General features: G+C 69.3%; 11 protein-coding genes. 3 read left to right on the plus strand and 8 right to left on the minus strand.

The features are described from left to right. Positions 1 to 1,497 carry a peptidoglycan-binding domain-containing protein gene (locus JNK84_RS06400; protein WP_293421713.1) on the minus strand — a complete coding sequence of 499 codons (1,497 nt, stop codon included), beginning with the start codon at positions 1,495 to 1,497 and terminating at the stop codon, positions 1 to 3. Here JNK84_RS06400 and JNK84_RS06405 point away from each other — a divergent pair. The 3 genes from JNK84_RS06405 (at position 1,496) to JNK84_RS06415 (ending at position 8,031) form a co-directional block, all read left to right on the plus strand. Beyond that, positions 1,496 to 2,890, plus strand: a complete 1,395-nt coding sequence (locus JNK84_RS06405; protein ID WP_293421715.1) for a cation diffusion facilitator family transporter — start codon at positions 1,496 to 1,498, stop codon at positions 2,888 to 2,890. The genes JNK84_RS06400 and JNK84_RS06405 overlap by 2 nt on opposite strands. 42 nt (positions 2,891 to 2,932) lie before the next feature. Further along, positions 2,933 to 5,566, plus strand: a complete 2,634-nt coding sequence (gene pepN, locus JNK84_RS06410; protein ID WP_293421717.1) for an aminopeptidase N — start codon at positions 2,933 to 2,935, stop codon at positions 5,564 to 5,566. A gap of 164 nt (positions 5,567 to 5,730) precedes the next feature. Then, positions 5,731 to 8,031 (plus strand): PAS domain-containing sensor histidine kinase, encoded by a 2,301-nt coding sequence (locus tag JNK84_RS06415; RefSeq protein WP_293421719.1) that lies wholly within the window; start codon positions 5,731 to 5,733, stop codon positions 8,029 to 8,031. A 67-nt stretch (positions 8,032 to 8,098) separates the two neighbouring features. Here JNK84_RS06415 and JNK84_RS06420 read toward each other — a convergent pair whose 3' ends face one another. The 7 genes from JNK84_RS06420 to ccmE form a co-directional block, all read right to left on the minus strand. Then, a complete protein-coding gene (locus JNK84_RS06420) occupies positions 8,099 to 11,065 on the minus strand; it encodes a bifunctional [glutamine synthetase] adenylyltransferase/[glutamine synthetase]-adenylyl-L-tyrosine phosphorylase (RefSeq protein WP_293421721.1) in 2,967 nt (988 codons plus the stop codon). Continuing rightward, a complete protein-coding gene (locus JNK84_RS06425) occupies positions 11,037 to 12,515 on the minus strand; it encodes a sensor histidine kinase (RefSeq protein ID WP_293421723.1) in 1,479 nt (492 codons plus the stop codon). Before JNK84_RS06425 ends, JNK84_RS06420 begins: the two co-directional genes overlap by 29 nt. After that, positions 12,512 to 13,183, minus strand: a complete 672-nt coding sequence (locus JNK84_RS06430) for a winged helix-turn-helix domain-containing protein (protein WP_293421725.1) — start codon at positions 13,181 to 13,183, stop codon at positions 12,512 to 12,514. The genes JNK84_RS06425 and JNK84_RS06430 overlap by 4 nt, the downstream gene beginning before the upstream one ends. Before the next feature lie 207 nt (positions 13,184 to 13,390). Then, complete coding sequence (locus JNK84_RS06435) at positions 13,391 to 14,959, minus strand: Do family serine endopeptidase (RefSeq protein ID WP_293421727.1); 1,569 nt, start codon at positions 14,957 to 14,959, stop codon at positions 13,391 to 13,393. 125 nt (positions 14,960 to 15,084) lie between these two features. Next, positions 15,085 to 15,540, minus strand: a complete 456-nt coding sequence (locus JNK84_RS06440; RefSeq protein ID WP_293421729.1) for a cytochrome c-type biogenesis protein — start codon at positions 15,538 to 15,540, stop codon at positions 15,085 to 15,087. A gap of 4 nt (positions 15,541 to 15,544) precedes the next feature. After that, a complete protein-coding gene (locus JNK84_RS06445; protein WP_293421731.1) occupies positions 15,545 to 17,530 on the minus strand; it encodes a heme lyase CcmF/NrfE family subunit in 1,986 nt (661 codons plus the stop codon). Beyond that, positions 17,530 to 18,009: a cytochrome c maturation protein CcmE gene (ccmE, locus tag JNK84_RS06450; protein WP_293423502.1), complete on the minus strand. Its 480-nt coding sequence runs from the start codon at positions 18,007 to 18,009 to the stop codon at positions 17,530 to 17,532. The genes JNK84_RS06445 and ccmE overlap by 1 nt, the downstream gene beginning before the upstream one ends. Between the last annotated feature and the right edge of the window lie 19 nt (positions 18,010 to 18,028).

An 18,028-nucleotide genomic window follows, 5' to 3' on the forward strand; every position in this document is an offset into this window, starting at 1 on the left:
TCAGCCGCCCGGACAGCGCCGCATGACCTCCCCGTCAAGGTCGATGCGATCGTCGTCCAGGCGCTTGATCGGCACCGTACGGCCTGCCGTCTCCACGACATAGTCGCCATCCGACAGGCCGACCCCGGCAATTGCGCGTTCCGGCTCGCCGGCCACCCTCAGGCTGCGCGCGGTGATGCGCGTCACCCGCTCGCCGCCGGCCTTGCAGGCGGCTTCGTCGCCGAACGTGCCCTCGAAGCCGAAGACCCGCGTCGTCGATGTTCCCGGCAGCGCGCCGAGCGCCGTCCATGTCGCGATGGCCTGCTCGATGTCGGCGGGACAGGAGGCGGCCGGATCGGAAAAGACGCCGCCGAGCAATGTCGAGGCGAGACGCGTGGTGCCCCTGTTGAACGAGCAGGCGTGCACGGCCTGCGCCGCAAGGTCGATGGTCACCGAGACCAGCCGCTCGTCGGGCCGGTAGGTGCCGGAGACGAACAGGACATTCCCGCGCCGCTCGACCGGCGTCGTCAGCGTCATCTTCAGCGTCCAGCCGAGTTCCTCGGCCGGCAGGAGCGCTGAAAGCGCATCCGACAGCGCCGCGAAGTGGAAGAAGCGATAACCGCGCTCGACACGTTCGTTCGGCTGGCGGCCGACCCACCAGGCCAGCGGCTGTAGCGGTGCGGCGATGACCAGCCGTTCGAACCGCATCGGCTCGCCCGGCCCGAGCGACCAGCGCGCATCGATCAGGCCGTTGCGGGCGAGCGCGGTGACCACGAGGCGGCCGTTCTCGACGGCGAAGTTCGGCTGGGTCGTGCAGCTGTCTTCCAGATCGGTCACGGCCAGCCGATCCCGCGTGACCGTTACATAGACCCGCCCGGCCTCGCAGCCGGCTATCTCCCGCTTTCCCTGCAGCACCACGATATCGGCGTCGCCGACCTGAACGACCGTCGGCTCGCAGCACGCCGCGAAAGCCGCGAGGCCGGCATCGACCCTGACGCCGCTCCGACTGACGCGCCGGCCATCGACGAAGCCGGAAGGCGCATCGGCCGACCGGTAGGTGTGGATGCCGAGCGTGCCGAAGCGCGTCACGATCGTCTGACTGTCCGACACCCTCGCAAGCCCCGCGCGGATACGCACTTCGAGGTCGACATCGCGCACCAGCGCGCCGACATGGCGGAATGCCCGCTCGGGCGGACCGTCGAAACCGGCCTGCAGCAGATAGGCCGCGACGGCCTCGCTCAGCTTGCCCGATTGTTCGCCATCGACGGGGCCGGAATAGAGGCCCAGCCTGGTGAGGTTTTCCTGGAGAGCGCGTGTTTCCGTCTCCTGCGCCCGCGCCGGCACGGCCATCCAGACGAGGGCCGCCAGCAGGACCGCGAACAGGCGCGCCGCGCAGGCCGTGATTTGACCGCCACGGCCGGGCACCGTAACGGTCTCGCCGTGCGGGCCGGCATGGCCCCCGCGCCCGGTGCTGTCTCTCGCGGCATCGGTCCGGCTCATCGCGTCAGTCAGTCTCATGGCATCGATCAAGCAAAAGGCAGCCCTCGCATCCATCGCCGTCACCGTCGGCCTGACGCTGGCCAAGGCGGCGGTCGGCTTCGCCAGCGGCTCCATCGCCATTCTGGCGGAGGCGGCCCACGGCATCGTGGACACGGCCGCGACCCTGCTCACCTTCTATGCCGTGCGTCTCGCCGACAAGCCCGCCGATGAAGAGCATCAATATGGCCACGGCAAGGTGGAATCCATCGCCGCGCTGGCGGAAACCGCCTTCCTCTTCCTCGTCTCCGGCATCGTCATCACCGAGGCCGTGAGGCGGCTGTGGGACGGCGGCCACGCGGTGCAGGTGACGCCGATCATGGCGGGCCTGATGATCGCCGTCATCGCCATCGATTTCTGGCGCGTGCGGATCATGGGCCGGATCGCCAGGGAGACCGGCAGCCACGCGCTGGAATCGGGCGCGCTGCATTTCGCTTCCGACATGGCGAGTTCGGCCGTGGTGCTCGCCGGCCTGCTGTTCGTCTGGCTGGGCTTTCCGAAGGCCGACGCCGTTGCCGCCATCGTCGTCGCCATCCTCATCTGCGCGATGAGCTGGAAGCTCGGCCGTCGCACCATCGACACGCTGATGGACCGGGCGCCGAAGGGCGCGACGGAGGCGATCCGCGAGGCCGTGGAGGCGGTGCCGGGCGTGGTCTCGCTGGATCAGCTCAGGCTGCGCGAGGTCGGGCCGGAAACGCTCGCGGAGATCGGTGTCACGGTGAACCGGACGCTGCCGCTCGAACGGGTGTTCGAGATCAAGGAAGCGATCACCGAGGCGGCCACGAAGGCCTTCGCCGGCACCGTGCCGACCGTCACGGCCAATCCGGTGGCTCTCGACGACGAAACCGTCATGGAGCGCGTCCACCTGACCGCGCGCCGGAACAATCTCGCGGTCCACCACGTCACCGTGCAGCATCTCGGCGAGAAGATCTGCGTCGGACTCGACCTCGAGGTCGATGGCGACCTGTCGCTCGGCGAAGCGCACGACATTGCCAGCCGGCTCGAACAGGCGATCCGCGGCGAACTGGGCGCCGATGCGGAGGTCGAGACCCATATCGAGCCGCTACAGGCCGAAATGCTCGCCGGTTCGGACGGCGACACGGCGCTGATCGCGGCGCTCGCCGACAGCCTGAAGGAGCTCGCCGCCGGAACCGGACCGATCACCGACATCCACAGCGTCCGCGCCCGAGAGACCGGCCAGGGCATCGTCGTCACCTACCATTGCCGCGCCAACCCCACGCTGCGCATCGCCGAGGTTCACGAGGCCGTCGACGAGATCGAGCGCCGCTTCCGCAGGGCCCATCCGAAGGTCATCCGCATGGTCGGCCATGCCGAGCCGATCCGCCCCCTTTCACCGGGCGGCGCGCGCACATAGCTTCGTCGCACGAATCGCGACGGCGGACAGAAGGACGAGACCATGCGCACCGACGAGGCGCCCCCCGTGCGGCTGGCCGACTACCGCGTCCCCGACCATGTCGTGACGACCGTCCGGCTCGACGTGTCTCTGCACCCGACCGCGACGCGCGTGGTGGCGGAGCTGTCCGTCGAACCTCACCCGGCCGGCGTCGCGGGCGCGCCGCTGGTCTTCGACGGCGATGATCTGGCGCTCGTGGCGCTCGCGGTCGATGGCAAGCCCCTGCCCGCCGGCGCCTACGAGGCGACCGCCAAGACGCTGACCATCGCGCGCCCGCCATCTGGCGCCTTCACGCTGACGATCGAGACCAGGGTCAACCCGGAAGCCAACAGCCAGCTGATGGGGCTCTACCGCTCGTCAGGGACATGGTGCACCCAGTGCGAGGCCGAGGGCTTCCGCCGCATCACCTATTTCCCGGACCGGCCGGACGTGCTGGCCGTCTATACGACCCGCATCGAGGCGGACAAGGCCGACGCGCCGGTCCTGCTCGGCAACGGCAACCTCATGGAGGCCGGCGACCTTCCCGGCGGCCGCCATTTCGCCGTCTGGCACGACCCGCATCCGAAGCCGAGCTACCTTTTCGCGCTGGTCGGCGGGAAACTCGCCCACGTCGCCGACAGTTTCGTCACCCGCTCGGGCAACAAGGTCGAACTCGGCATCTATGTCGAACCCGGCAAGGAGGATCGCTGCGCCTATGCGATGGACGCGCTGAAGCGCTCGATGCGCTGGGACGAGGAGGCATTCGGCTGCGAATACGACCTCGACGTGTTCAACATCGTCGCGGTCGGCGACTTCAACATGGGGGCCATGGAGAACAAGGGCCTCAACATCTTCAACGACAAATACGTTCTGGCCCTGCCCGACACGGCGAGCGACCAGGACTATGCGGCGATCGAGGCGATCATCGCCCACGAATATTTCCACAACTGGACCGGCAACCGCATCACCTGCCGGGACTGGTTCCAGCTCTGCCTGAAGGAGGGCCTGACGGTCTTCCGCGATCAGGAATTCTCGTCCGACATGCGCTCGCGGGCGGTGAAGCGCATTGCCGACGTGCGGCTGCTGAAGAGCCACCAGTTCCCCGAGGATGCAGGGCCGCTTTCGCATCCGGTCCGCCCCGAAGTCTACAGCGAGATCAACAACTTCTACACGGCGACCGTCTACGAGAAGGGCGCCGAGGTCATCCGCGCGCTGAAGGTTCTCATCGGCTCCGGCGCATTCCGGAAGGGCATGGATCTCTATCTCGTGCGCCATGACGGCGATGCCGCGACCGTCGAGGACTTCATCGCCTGTTTCGCCGAGGCGAGCGGCCGCGACCTCTCCCAGTTCTTCCTCTGGTATCGCCAGTCGGGCACGCCGGAAGTCACCGTCTCCACGCGGCACGATGCGAAAGCCGGCACCTTCACGGTCGAAGCCCGGCAGGCGCTCAAGCCGACACCGGGCCAGATCGAGAAACAGCCCATGGTCATCCCGCTGGCGCTCGGCCTGATCGGGCCGAACGGCGAGGATCGCCCGCTGCTCACCGAGGATGGACGGACCGTCGCGGGGGTGGTGGCGCTCACCGAGGCGCGCCACAGCTTCACCTTCACCGGTCACCCGACGCGGCCGGTCCTGTCGATCAATCGCGGCTTCTCCGCGCCCGTGACGCTGAGGACCGATCTCACCGCCGACGATCTCGGCTTCCTCGCCCGCCACGACAGCGATCCCTACAACCGCTGGCAGGCGGCGCAGACGCTGGCGACCAACCTGCTGGTCGCCGCCGGACACGGCGACGGCGCCATCGCGCCCGACGATGCCGAGCCGGTCATCGCCGCGCTGAAGGCCACGCTCGCCTCGCCCGCCGACCATGCCTTCGCCGCACAGGTCCTCGCCCTGCCCTCCGAATCCGACATTGCCCGCGAGATCGGCGCGGAGGTCGATCCCGATTCGGTCCACGCCGCGCGCGTGCATCTGCGCCGGATCGTCGCGACGACGCTCGGCGATGATCTGAAGCGGACCCTCGACAGCCTGTCGTCCAGCGCGCCCTACACCCCCGACGCTGGCTCGGCCGGACGCCGCGCGCTGGCCAATATCGCCCTCGACCTCTGGGCGGCGGCGGGCGGCGAGGGCCGCCTCACCACCGTCGAGCAGCGCTTTGCCGCAGCCGACAACATGACCGACCGCCTCGCCGCGCTTGCGGTGCTCGCCCAGCATCCCGGCGAGCGGCGCGAGGCCGCGCTCGAGAGTTTCCGCGCGCGTTACCGCGACGATCCGCTGATCCTCGACAAATGGCTGGCGCTGCAGGCAGCGATCCCGGAGCCTGGCACCCTCGACCGGGTGAAGCGGCTTCTCGCCGGCCCTGGCTTCGCCGCGACCAATCCGAACCGCCTGCGCGCGCTCGTCGGCTCCTTCGCCACGGCCAACCAGACGCAGTTCAACCGCGCGGACGGCGGCGGCTACGGCTTCCTCGTCGATGTCGTGCTCGACGCCGACGGGCGCAATCCGCAGGTCGCGGCGAGGCTGCTCTCCGCGTTCAAGAGCTGGCGTGCCATGGAGCCGGGCCGCCGCGCCCATGCCAGGGCGGCGCTCGACCGGGTTCTCGCCGCCGAAACGCTGTCGACCGACGTCCGCGACATCGCGCAGCGTTCGCTCGCCTGATGACAGGGGCATTTGGTCCTAATCGTGTTAACCAAATATTTCCGATCCTGTGATTCCCGGACTCTAGACAGCCCCGCGCCAAATCGATTCTTATGGCTGTGATTCGGAGGGGCTGGGGCCAACGTCCGGACGCTAAATTCAAGAGTTCGACGGGGGAACCGGCGATGGAGCGCATTTCGGCGCCCAGCGCGGATGCGCTGATTCACGCCTACGGGCCGCGCGGCTTCGCGCAGCCGATCAACGCCTCCATCGAGTCCTGGCTGGCGCCCTACGAGCCCATCCTGCGCCGCCTCGTGCCGGTCCTGATTGTCGCCTTCCTGGTGGTCATGGGCGCAGGCGCCGCGCTCCAGATCTACAACAGCCGCATCGACGCTCTCACCGCCGTGCAGAACGACATCGCAACCGCCGCCTCGGCCGTCGATGCCGACCTCAACTACCGCGTCACGCTCACCGACGGCGACCTCGCCACCGCCGCCCAGATGGCTCTGGACCTCAGCGCCCCGCGCGTCGGCGCGCATCCCGGCCGCATCATGCTCGCGACCGACGCCACCGGCATCGTCGTCGCCGCCATGCCCGCCGACGCGCGCCGGCGGTTCCTGGGCAAGCCGGTGGCTCCGCACTTCATTCGTCCCGCCGGCACCACCGGCACCGACTACGTGCAGCTCATCTCCGGCGCGCAGGCGCTGATGGCGGTCAGGCCGCTGCCGCAGCCGCTGGCGAAGCTCTACGTCATTCAGACCGTCGACGAGGCGCTCGCCAACTGGTGGCGCGCGACGCTGCTCACCAGCACGCTGTTCGCCACCACCGGCCTGCTGCTGCTGGTCATCGGCATCGCCTTCCACATCCAGACCATGCGCGCGGCCATCGCCGACATGGTGAACCACAATGCGCGCGCCACCATCGACGCGGCGCTGGAGAGCGGACGGTGCGGCCTGTGGGACTGGGAGATCGGGGCCGCGCAGATGTTCTGGTCGGCCTCGATGTTCGAGTTGCTGGGCATGGCCGGCCGCGAGGGTCTTGTCACCATCGACGAACTGCAGCCGCTGCTTCACCCCGAGGACAGCTATCTCGGCGGCATCGCCTCCATGACCGGGCTCGACCCCGAAGCCGCCGTCGACTTCCAGTTCCGCATGCGCCATGCGGAAGGCCGTTGGGTCTGGCTCCGGGCACGCGGCCGCGGCCTTGCCGTCGCCGGCGTTCCCTATCGTCGCTTCGTCGGCATCGTGGTGGACATCACCGAGCAGCTTGAGCTGGCGCGCCGCAACGCCGCCGCCGACCATCGCATCCGCGAGGCGATCGAGACGGTGTCGGAGGCCTTCGTGGTCTGCGACGACCGCGACCGGATCGTGGTCTGCAACTCCAAGTTCCGCGAGCTCAACGGCCTCTCCGAGGAGACCGCCCGCCCCGGCGCGAGCTACCAGGAGGCGCTGGCCGCCGGCGGTGGCGCGAAAGTGGTGGACGGGCGCGTGCTCGGCAACGGCGCGCGCGACGGCGCCCGCGACCTCGAAGTCCAGCTCGCCGACGGCCGCTGGTTCCAGATCTCCGAGCGGCGCACCCATTGCGACGGCTTCGTTTCGGTCGGCACCGACATCACCGCCCTGAAGCGGCACGAGAACCAGCTCACCGCCAGCGAGCAGCGCCTGCGCGCCAGCGTCGCCGACCTCCAGCGCAGCCAGTATGCGCTGGAAATGCAGACCCAGCAGCTTGCCGAACTCGCGGAGAAATATTCCGAGCAGAAGACCCAGGCCGAGGAAGCCAGCCGCGCCAAATCCGAGTTCCTCGCCAATATGAGCCACGAGCTGCGCACGCCGCTGAACGCCATCATCGGCTTCTCGGAAATCCTCAAGGACGGCCATTTCGGGCCGCTGGGCGTGACCAAATACGGCGAATATGCCCGCGACATCCATGACAGCGGCCATTTCCTGCTGTCGGTCATCGACGATATCCTCGACATGTCCCGGATCGAGGCTGGCCGGCTGAAGCTCGATCCCCGCCCGACCCAGCTCGACGACACGCTGGAGGAGACCATGCGCGTCATCTCCAAGATGGCCGAGGACAAGGCCATCATCATCGAGGCCGAGGTGCCGCAGGACATGGCCCTCGTCGCGGACCGCCGGGCGGTGAAGCAGATCGCGCTCAACCTCCTGTCGAACGCCGTCAAGTTCACCCCGCGCGGCGGCATGATCTCGGTCCGGGCGCGCAAGGCCCGCGGTGTCATCGCGATCGCCATCGAGGATACCGGCATCGGCATCCCGCGCCGCGCCATCGACAAGCTCGGCAAGCCCTTCGAGCAGGTGCAGAGCCAGTTCTCGAAGAACCACAAGGGCTCGGGCCTCGGCCTCGCCATCGCCAAGTCGCTGGCGGAGATGCATGGCGGCTCGCTGCGTATCCGCTCCACCGAGGGACGCGGCACCACTGTCGTCGTCCGCCTGCCCGTCGCCGGTCCGGTGCCGCAGGCCGCCTGAAGCCTCAGAACGGTTGGTGGAGCATGATCTTCTCCGAAAACCGGTCCCCACTATTCGGGATCATGCTCTAGATATCCCCGACGATGGCGCGAAACGCCTTGCGGACCTTGGCCTGCGTCTCGCCAACATAGGCGTCCAGCGTCACGAAATCCGGCAGCTCACCGGCGCGCGCCAGCAAGCGTTTCAGCCCCGGCGCGGCGGTCGCCGGTTCGAAACCGTCGACGATGCAGAGCCGGATGATCTGCGTCAGGCGCTGGTAGAACCGGCAGGCCTCGCGCAGCACCTCCGCCTCGGCCGCCTTCAGGAGGCCCGCCGCCGCCGCCCGGTCGAGAACGCGGGCGGTGTTGGGGTCGAGGATATCCGGGTGCCGCGCGCCGTGGACAAGTTGCAGGGCCTGCGCGACGAACTCGATATCGATCAGCCCGCCGCGCGCATATTTCAGGTCCCATCGGGTCTCGTCGCCCTTGTCCTCGGCGATGGCCACGCGCATGTCGATGATGTCGCCGAGCGTCGTCTTGGCGCTGCGCTTGGCGGTCAGCACCGCACGGATGGCCTTTTCGACCTCGGGGCCGAAGCCGGGCGTCGCCGCGATCACGCGGGCTCTTGTCAGCGCCATGTGCTCCCAGGTCCAGGCCTCTTTCAGCTGGTAGCTGCGGAAGCCCTCGATATGGGTCGCGACCGGACCTGAGCGGCCGGACGGGCGCAGCCGAAGATCGACGTCGTAGAGGATGCCCTCGCTGGTCGGCGCCGACAGGGCGCTGACGAGGCGCTGGGTCAGGCGCGCGAAATAGTGGCCGCCGGTGAGCGGCCGCGCGCCATCGGAGGCGTTCTCCTTCGGGTCGTGGTCGTAGAGCAGGATCAGGTCGAGATCGGAGCCGGCGGTCATCTCGCGGCCGCCGAGCTTGCCCATGGCGACGACGGCGGTCCGCATGCCGGGAATACGGCCATGCGCCGATATCATCGCCTCGGTGACGGCCCGGTGCAGCGCGATGATCAACTGCTCGGCGAGCCGCGCGAAGGCCTGCCCCGCCGCCTCCGCGGACACCGTGCCGGCCAGAACCCGGACGCCGGTAAGGAAGAGCTGCTCCTGGCCGAAGACGCGGGCGCGGTCGAGCACCTCCTCGGCATGGCCGGCGAGCGCCAGCGTCTCGTTCAGCAGCCGTGCGAGTTCGGCATCGCCCGGCAATTCCCCGAAGAAGGCAGGCTCAAGCAGCGCGTCGAGCACATGGGCGCGCCGTCCCATCAGATCGGCCAGACGGGGGGCCGAACCCAGCACCTGCATGATGAGTTCGAGGAGATCGGGATGGGCGCGCAGGATCGCCAGCAGCTCGATCGGCTGCGAATGGCGCGTCAGCAGCCGGTCGAAGGCCCTGAGGCCGAGATCGGCATCGCCGGTGCGTGACAGCGCGTCGATGAGGGCCGGCGCCAGTTCCGCGACGCGTTCGCGCGCTTCCTTCGCCCGCAGGCCACCGGATTTCGGCGCCTGCCAGCCGAGCACGGTCAGGGCAGCCGCCGCCGGGTCCTGAAAGCCGAGCTCCTTCAGCGCGGCGAGCGTGGTGGCCTTCGGCGGATCGGAGGCGAGATCCAGCGTGCCCTTCACCTCCGCCAGCGGCGGCAGGGTCTCGAACAGCTTGGCATAGGCCGCCTCGACCGGCAGCAGTTCCTCCGTCAGCGCCTGCGCGAAGGCCGCGCGGTCCTTGTAGCCGAGGAAGCGGGATATGGCCTCGACGCCCTCCGTCGTTTCGGGCAGCGAATGGGTCTGGTCGTCGGCGACCATCTGCAACCGGTGCTCCACCCGGCGCAGGAACCGATAGGCGCGCTCCAGCCTTTCCCGCGTCTCGGGCGTGACCCAGCCGGCCTCGCGCAGCCGCTCGAGCCCGGTGATCGTGTCCCTCACGCGCAGCGCCGGATTGCGGCCGCCGGCGATGAGCTGCTGGGTCTGGACGAAGAACTCGATCTCGCGAATGCCGCCGCGACCGAGCTTGATGTTGTGTCCCTCCACCGCCAGCGCGTCATGACCGCGAAAGGCGTGGATCTGCCGCTTCATCGCATGGACGTCGGCGACCGCCGCATAGTCGAGATATTTGCGCCAGATGAACGGCTGCATCTCCTTCAGGAACGCTTCGCCCGCCGCGATGTCGCCCGCGCAGGGGCGCGCCTTGATGAAGGCGGAGCGCTCCCAGGTCTGGCCGATCGTCTCGTAATAATGCAGCGCCGCCGGGGTGGAGATGGCGACCGCCGTCGCGCCGGGATCGGGGCGCAGGCGCAGGTCGGTGCGGAACACGTAGCCGTCGGCCGTGCGCTCCTGCAGGATCTTCACGAGGCGCTGGGTCAGGCGGATATAGGCCGGCTGCGGTTCCTTGCCGGGCTTCATCGGCGCGACCTCGGGATCGAAGAAGACGATCAGGTCGATGTCGGAGGAATAGTTCAGCTCGAAGGCGCCGTGCTTACCCATGGCCAGCACGATGTAGCCGGAGCCGCGCTCGGCATGTTTCGGATCATCGGGCTGGAGGGTGCCGGCATCGGCCAGATCGCGCATCAGATGCGCCACGGCCTCGGCCACGGCGAGATCGGCCGTCTCGGTCAGCGCGCGGGTCACCGCCTCCAGTGGCCAGAGGCCGCCGATGTCGCAGAGCGCCACGAGCAGCGCCACATCGGCGCGGAAGCGCCGCAGCACGCGGCCGACGCCCTCGTCGCTGCGCGCCTTGCGGCAATGCGTGACCGCCTCGGCCTTGAGCGCGGCGAATCGATCTTCCGGCGCCTCGCTGAGACAGGCGAGCAGGTGGCCGGGATCGTCGCGCGCGATCCCCGAGAGGAACGGCGAATGGGCGAGGACGCCCGCCACCAGCGCCTTCGCCTTTGCCGGCCTGGTTGCGGCGGCAAGCTCGCCACGCACTGATTCGTCCTCGACGCCGCCGAGATAGGCGGCGAGCGTTTTGGCGGCCGTGACGCCTTTCGGCATGACCGGTGCGTCTAAAAGCCGTTCGAGGAACGGGGAACGGGCGTCAGGCGGCTGGCGGTGCGGCGGCGTCATGGACCAATCGTGGCAGACGCAGCGCAACCTTTAAACCCGGCTGTGCGCCGGATCGCGCTTCACCAAGCGTCAGGCTGCCGCCGTGGAGGCGCGCGACCGCCGCCGCGAGGCTGAGGCCAAGGCCGGAGCCGGGGCGCGAGCGGCTCGCCTCCAGCCGGACGAAACGGTCGAGCACGCGGCCGCGATCGGCCTCGGCGACGCCCGGCCCCTCGTCGGCAATGGCGAGAACCGCGTCGCCGCCTTCGGTCTCGACGGTCAGCGCGACGCGTCCGCCGCCTTCGGCCGGCCGGCCATATTTCAGCGCGTTGTCGACCAGGTTCGCCACCACCTGTCCCAGCAGTTCGCGGTTGCCCGTCACCATGGCCGGCGCCGCATTGACCACGATGGCCATGCCGGCCTCCTCGGCCAGCGGTTCGTAGAGTTCGGCAACGCTCTGGGCGATGGCCGTAAGATCGACGGGCGCCATGTTCTCCCGCTGGTTGCCCGCCTCGGCGCGGGCGATCATCAAGAGTGCGTTGAAGGTGCGGATGAGCCCGTCCGATTCCTCGATGATGCTGCCGAGCGCCGCCTTGTGCGCCTCGTCGCTGGACGCGTTGCGCAGTGCCTCCTCGGCGCGGTTCCTGAGGCGCGTCAGCGGCGTCTTGAGGTCGTGGGCGATGTTGTCGGAGACCTCCTTCATGCCGGCCATCAGCGCCTCGATACGGCCGAGCATCTCGTTGACGCTGCCGGCCAGGCGGTCGAGCTCGTCGCGCGTGCCGGCGATCGGCAGCCGGCCCGCGAGGTCGCCGGCCATGATCCGCCGGGACATCTCCGTCATGGCGTCGACGCGGCTGAGCACGCGGCGGGTGACGAAATAGGCCCCGATCAGCCCGAGGATCAGCGCGACCAGCAGCGACAGGCGGAAGCCGCGGCCGAAAATCTCGCGCATCCGGTCACGCTCCTCGAGGTCGCGGCCGACCAGCAGGCGAAAGCCGCCGGGCAGGCCGTAGACCTGCGCCAGCGCCCGGTGCGGGCGGTCGCCGGCATCCTCGCCGGCGCGGCGATAGTCGGTCTCGATCCAGCCGGGCCGGCCGAGCGTACCGGCCGGCAGTTCGCCGATATTGCCGCCGATCACGTCGCCACCGAAGGTCGCGACCAGATAGAGCGAGGCGCCGGGCCGGCGGCCGCGATCCTCCACGGCCTCGACCAGCCGGCGGATACCGCCGACGGAATATTGCTCGGCAATGCCCCTCACCTCCGCCGTGATCGTCTCGGTGAGCTGGTCGGTCAACAGGCGCTGGGTCGCAAAGCCCAGCCAGCCGATGACGAAGCCCGCGAACATCACGAAGATGGCGAGATAGGCGGCGATGATCTTGAAGGCGGTGGTCGACAGAAGCGAGCGCAGACGCGCGAAGCGCCCCTGTTTCGGCCGCGCCGCCGGCGCCGCCTCGCGCGGCAGCACGGCGGTCACGCGCGCACCGTGTAGCCCGCACCCCGGATCGTGTGGATCAGCGGCTTGTCGAAGCCTTTGTCGATCTTGGAGCGCAGGCGCGAGACGTGGACGTCGATGACATTGGTCTGCGGGTCGAAGTGATAGTCCCAGACGTGCTCCAGCAGCATGGTGCGCGTCACCACCTGTCCTGCATTCTTCATGAGATATTCGAGCAGGCGGAATTCGCGCGGCTGGAGCAGGATTTCGTCCGCGCCGCGCGCCACACGATGCGACAGCCGGTCGAGTTCGAGGTCGCCGACCTTGTAGACCGTCTCGGGCGCCCCGGCCGCGCGGCGACGGGCCAGAACCTCGACGCGGGCGAGCAGTTCGGAGAAGGAATAGGGCTTGGGCAGGTAATCGTCGCCGCCGGCGCGCAGACCCTTGACGCGGTCATCGACCTGGCCGAGCGCGGAGAGGATCAGCGTCGGCGTCTCCTTGCCCGCGGCACGCAGCTCGCCGATGACGGAGAGGCCGTCCTTCTTCGGCAGCATGCGGTCGACCACCAGCACGTCGTAGGGGCCGTCCATGGCCATGGCGAGGCCGTCCTCGCCGTCCGCGGCATGGTCCGCGACGTGGCCGGCCTCCCGGAACGCCTTGACGAGATAGGACGCCGCCTCGCGGTCGTCTTCGATGATCAGGATGCGCATGGAGGGCATCTTAGCCGGGCTCTCGAATGCTTCGCCAGTGAACGGGCGGGACGCCGGGGCGAAGAAAAACGGGGCGGCCGGACATGGAGTACCGACCGCCCCGCTCGAGACGATCCAGGATGGCGGGGGGCGACTGGGGATGCCATTCCAGGATCACTCGTGAGTAGCTGCCGGCGCCGAAGAGGTTCGACGCCGATTTGATTTTTTTTAAGAGGGGTTCAGGGGGATGGCGACGAAGCGCTGGCCCTCGCCGGACCGCAGCCGGATCAGAGCCGAGCGGCGGCCGTCGGCACGGGCGGCGGAGAGCGCCTCCCGCACATCCCGCAGCGAGGCGACCGGACGGCCGGCAACGTCGAGGATGACGTCGCCCGCGCGGATGCCGCGCTGGGCAGCCGGTCCCGAAGGATCGACCTCGGTCACCACCATACCTTCGCCGCGACCCGCCGGCTCGATCGACATGCCGAGGCGGGGAGCCGCCGGGGCCTGGTCGCGGTTCAGCTCGCCACCACCACGATTGCGCCGGCCGTCCTCCAGCGAGGCGCGCCGCGTCTCGCCCGGAAGCTGGCCGAGGGTCAGCTGGACGGTGCGCTCGGCGCCGTCGCGCATCACCGTCAGGCGGACACTGGCGCCCGGCCGGGCCGCGCCGATGCGGCGGGTCAGGTCGCGCGCATCGCGCACCGGCTGGCCGTCGACCGCGACGACGACGTCGGACGGCTTCAGGTCGGCATTGGCGGCCGGGCTGCCCTGCTGGACGCCGGCGACGAGAGCGCCCTCCGGCTTCGGCAGACGCAGGCTTTCGGCGATCTCCGGCGTGACCGGCTGGATCTGGATGCCGATCCAGCCGCGCTGGACCGAGCCGTTGTCGCGCAGCGAGGCGACGACGTTCTGCGTGGTCTCGGAGGGGATGGCAAAGGCAATACCAACGTTACCGCCCGAGGGAGAATAGATCGCCGTGTTGACGCCGATGACCTCGCCATTGGCGTTGAAGGTCGGGCCGCCGGAATTGCCGCGATTCACCGCCGCGTCGATCTGCAGGAAGTCGTCATAGGGACCGGAGCCGATGTCGCGGCCACGGGCCGAGACGATGCCGGCGGTCACGGTGCCGCCGAGGCCGAACGGATTGCCGACCGCCAGCACCCAGTCGCCGACGCGCGGGGCGGCGGAGGCGAAGCGGACGAAGGGGAAGTCGCTGCCCTCGGCCTTCAGCAGGGCGAGATCGGTGCGCTCGTCGGTGCCGACGACACGGGCCTTCAGCGTGCGGCCACCGTCCATGACGATGTCGGCCTCGGTCGCGCCGCGCACGACGTGGTTGTTGGTGACGATATAGCCGTCAGCCGAGATGAAGAAGCCGGAGCCCTGCGAGGCGGTGCGGGGGCCACGCGGCATGCCAGGCCCGCCGAAGCGAGGATCACCGCCGAAGCGCGGGTCGCCACGGAAGCGCGGATCGTTGCGGAACTGCTCGCCGAAGCGGCGCATGAACTGTTCCATCTGGCCGTCCTGGCCACCCTGCATGCCGTCTTCGTCGTCCTGACCCCGGCCGGGCATCTCACGGAACGACATCTGCTCGGAACCGGCGGAACGGGTGACGCGGACCGAGACGACCGCCGGCTTCACCCGCTCGACGACATCCGCGAAGGACATCGGGGCGGTCTGGACGCCCTGCGCCGTGGCGCTGGCGATGAAGGGGGCGCGGGTCGGCTGGACGGCGACGGCGCCAGCGCCGACGGCGAGGATGGCGACGGTTCCGAGGAGGGCGGCGCGGAGGCGGGACGTCATGGGGGATCTCCATGGGGTAAGGGGGCGCACGGGGTCTGCCGTGCTTGCACCGGACCATGGAGCAGCGTGGATTACGCCACCCTGTCGGGGAAGTTACAGTTTCGTAAGGTCAGGCGCGGACGGCCTCACCCCTTCAATGCTTCGTCCAGCTTGCGCTTTTCCTCGTCCGAGAGCGGTTCAGGCTGTGCGGCCTCGCCGGTACGCCTGCGGCGCAGCGCGAAGGCGAGATAGCCGATCCCGCCGACCAGGAACACGGCCGGCGCGCCCCACAGCGCCAGCGTATGCCAGCCGAGGCGCGGGCGCATCAGCACGAACTCGCCGTAGCGCGCGACGAGAAAGTCGGTGACCTGCCGGTCGCTGTCGCCGGCCTTCAGCCGTTCGCGCACCAGCAGGCGAAGGTCGCGGGCGAGCGGCGCGTCGGAATCGTCGATCGACTGGTTCTGGCAGACCATGCAGCGCAGGTCCTGCGACAGCGCCCGCGCGCGCGCCTCCAGCGCCGGATCGCCCAGCCGCTCGCCCGGCAGCACCGCATGGGCCGGCGCGGCGGCGAGAAGGGCGAGAGCGAGGATCAGCGCGCGCATCGGCTCACTCCGCGGCCTGCACGGCCGGTGCGCGCCGGGCGGCCGGCTTCGGCGCCCCGACCCTCAGGCGACGGTCCGACAATGACAGGAGGCCGCCCAGCATCATGACCAGCGTGCCGATCCAGATCAGCAGCACCATCGGCTTGTAGAAGAACCGAAGCGCGATCGATCCATTGGTCTCGACATCGCCGGGTGAAACGTAGAGCTGCGAGAAGCCGCGCGTCTTCAGCGCCGCCTCGGTGGTCGGCATGTTGCGCGCGGTATAGACGCGCTTGGCCGGCTCCAGAACGCCGGCGTCGACACCGCCCTCGCGCAGCACCAGCCGCGCGACGACATCGCGGTAATTCGGCCCCTGAACCGGTGCGAGCCCGGTCAGCGTCACCTCGTAGCCGGCGACCTGAACGGTGTCGCCCGGCTTCATCTGGACGATCAGTTCCTGCCGGTAGCAGGTCTCGCCGACAATGCCGATCAGCATGACGCCGACGCCGGCATGGGCGACGGCGGTGCCCCAGGCGGAGCGCGGCAGGCCCCTCGCCCGCTGGAGCGTCGTCGTGACAGGCGCGCGGAACAGCTGGATGCGCTCAGCCACCTCGGCGAGCGAACCGACGATGATGTAGGCGGCAAGGCCGATGAAGACCGGCGCCAGAACCGGCCCGCCGCGCGTCACCGCGAAGGTCAGCAGCATCGCCGCGATGCCGGCGGCGAAGGCCACCATCATCCGCTGGGCGGCGGCGAAAAGGTCGCCGCGCTTCCAGGCGAGGAAGGGCCCGAAGACCATGGCCACCATCAGCGGCACCATCAGCGGGCCGAAGGTCCAGTTGAAGAAGGGCGGGCCGACCGAGATCTTCGCGCCGGTCAGCGCCTCCAGCGCCAGCGGATAGAGCGTGCCGACGAAGACGGCGGCGCAGGCGGCCGTCAGGAACAGGTTGTTGAGGACCAGCGCTCCCTCGCGCGATACCGGCGCGAAGATGCCGCCCTGCCGGAGCATCGGCGCGCGCCAGGCGTAGAGCGCCAGCGAGCCGCCGATGAAGGCGATCAGGATGGCGAGGATGAAGATGCCGCGCTCGGGATCGACCGCGAAGGCGTGAACCGAGGTCAGCACGCCGGAGCGGACGAGGAAGGTGCCGAGCAGCGACAGCGAGAAGGTCAGGATCGCCAGCAGCACCGTCCAGATCTTCAGCGCCTCGCGCTTCTCCATGACGATGGCGGAGTGCAGCAGCGCCGTGCCGGCGAGCCAGGGCATGAGGGACGCGTTCTCGACCGGGTCCCAGAACCACCAGCCGCCCCAGCCGAGCTCGTAATAGGCCCAGAACGAGCCCATGGAGATGCCGGCGGTGAGGAACATCCACGCGGTCAGCGCCCAGGGCCTCACCCAGCGCGCCCAGGCGGCGTCGATCCGCCCCTCGATGAGCGCGGCGACGGCGAAGGCGAAGGACATCGAGAACCCGACATAGCCGAGATAGAGCAGCGGCGGATGGATCGCGAGGCCGGGGTCCTGCAGCAGCGGATTGAGGTCGCGGCCCTCGAAGGGCGCGGGATTGATGCGGTTGAACGGGTTCGAGGTCTTCAGGATGAACAGCACGAAGGCCGCCGTGATCCACGCCTGCACCGCCAGCACGTTGGCCTTCAGCGGCAGCGGCAGATTGCGGCCGAACAGCGCGACGAAGGCCGAAAACAGGGTCAGGATCAGCACCCAGAGGAGCATCGAGCCCTCGTGGTTCCCCCAGACGCCGGAGATCTTGTAGATCAGCGGCTTGGTCGAGTGGCTGTTGAGGACGACGTTCTCGACCGAGAAATCCGAGACGAGATAGGCATGGGTCAGCGCCGCGAAGGCGATGGCGACGAAGGCGAACTGGCCGAGCGCGACGGCGTCGGCCGTGCCCATCAGCGCCGCGTCGCGCTTGCGCGCGCCCCAGATCGGCACCACCGACTGGAACAGCGCCAGCGCCAGCGCCAGCACGAGCGCGTAGTGGCCGATCTCGGGCGACATCAGCGCGAGCCTCCCGGCTGCGCGGCATTGGGGTTCGGCGCCGGATCGCCCGGCTTCCAGTGGCCCTGCTGCTTCAGCGCGTCGGCGACTTCCTTGGGCATGTAGGTCTCGTCGTGGCGGGCGAGCACGCTGTCGGCGCGGAACTGCCGGCCGGGCTCCAGCACGCCCTCGGTGACGACCCCCTGCCCCTCGCGGAACAGGTCCGGCAGCACGCCGCGATAGGAGACGGGAATGGTGGAGCGCCCGTCGGTGACGACGAAGCTCACCTGCATGTTCTCGCCGCGCCGGATCGAGCCGGTCTCGACCAGACCGCCGAGGCGGATGCGCTGGCCGGGCTGGACGTTCTTCTCGACGATGTCGGTCGGCGAATGGAACAGGGTGATCGAGCCCGACAGCGCGTAGAGGACGAGGCCGGCCGCGACGCCGAGCACGGCCAGAGCCAGGCCGATCAGCGTCAGGCGACGCTGCTTGCGCGTCATGCCCTTGCGGGCCGGGGTC

Source organism: Phreatobacter sp. (genome assembly GCF_016793595.1).
GTDB lineage: Bacteria > Pseudomonadota > Alphaproteobacteria > Rhizobiales > Phreatobacteraceae > Phreatobacter.

Coding starts and splice junctions, on each gene's coding strand:
- JNK84_RS06420 (WP_293421721.1), bottom strand. CDS start 11,065: ATGACGCCGCCGCACCGCCAGCCGCCTGACGCCCGTTCCCCGTTCCTC.
- pepN (WP_293421717.1), top strand. CDS start 2,933: ATGCGCACCGACGAGGCGCCCCCCGTGCGGCTGGCCGACTACCGCGTC.
- JNK84_RS06415 (WP_293421719.1), top strand. CDS start 5,731: ATGGAGCGCATTTCGGCGCCCAGCGCGGATGCGCTGATTCACGCCTAC.
- JNK84_RS06430 (WP_293421725.1), bottom strand. CDS start 13,183: ATGCGCATCCTGATCATCGAAGACGACCGCGAGGCGGCGTCCTATCTC.
- JNK84_RS06400 (WP_293421713.1), bottom strand. CDS start 1,497: ATGAGACTGACTGACGCGATGAGCCGGACCGATGCCGCGAGAGACAGC.
- ccmE (WP_293423502.1), bottom strand. CDS start 18,009: ATGACGCGCAAGCAGCGTCGCCTGACGCTGATCGGCCTGGCTCTGGCC.
- JNK84_RS06440 (WP_293421729.1), bottom strand. CDS start 15,540: ATGCGCGCGCTGATCCTCGCTCTCGCCCTTCTCGCCGCCGCGCCGGCC.
- JNK84_RS06405 (WP_293421715.1), top strand. CDS start 1,496: ATGGCATCGATCAAGCAAAAGGCAGCCCTCGCATCCATCGCCGTCACC.
- JNK84_RS06445 (WP_293421731.1), bottom strand. CDS start 17,530: ATGTCGCCCGAGATCGGCCACTACGCGCTCGTGCTGGCGCTGGCGCTG.
- JNK84_RS06435 (WP_293421727.1), bottom strand. CDS start 14,959: ATGACGTCCCGCCTCCGCGCCGCCCTCCTCGGAACCGTCGCCATCCTC.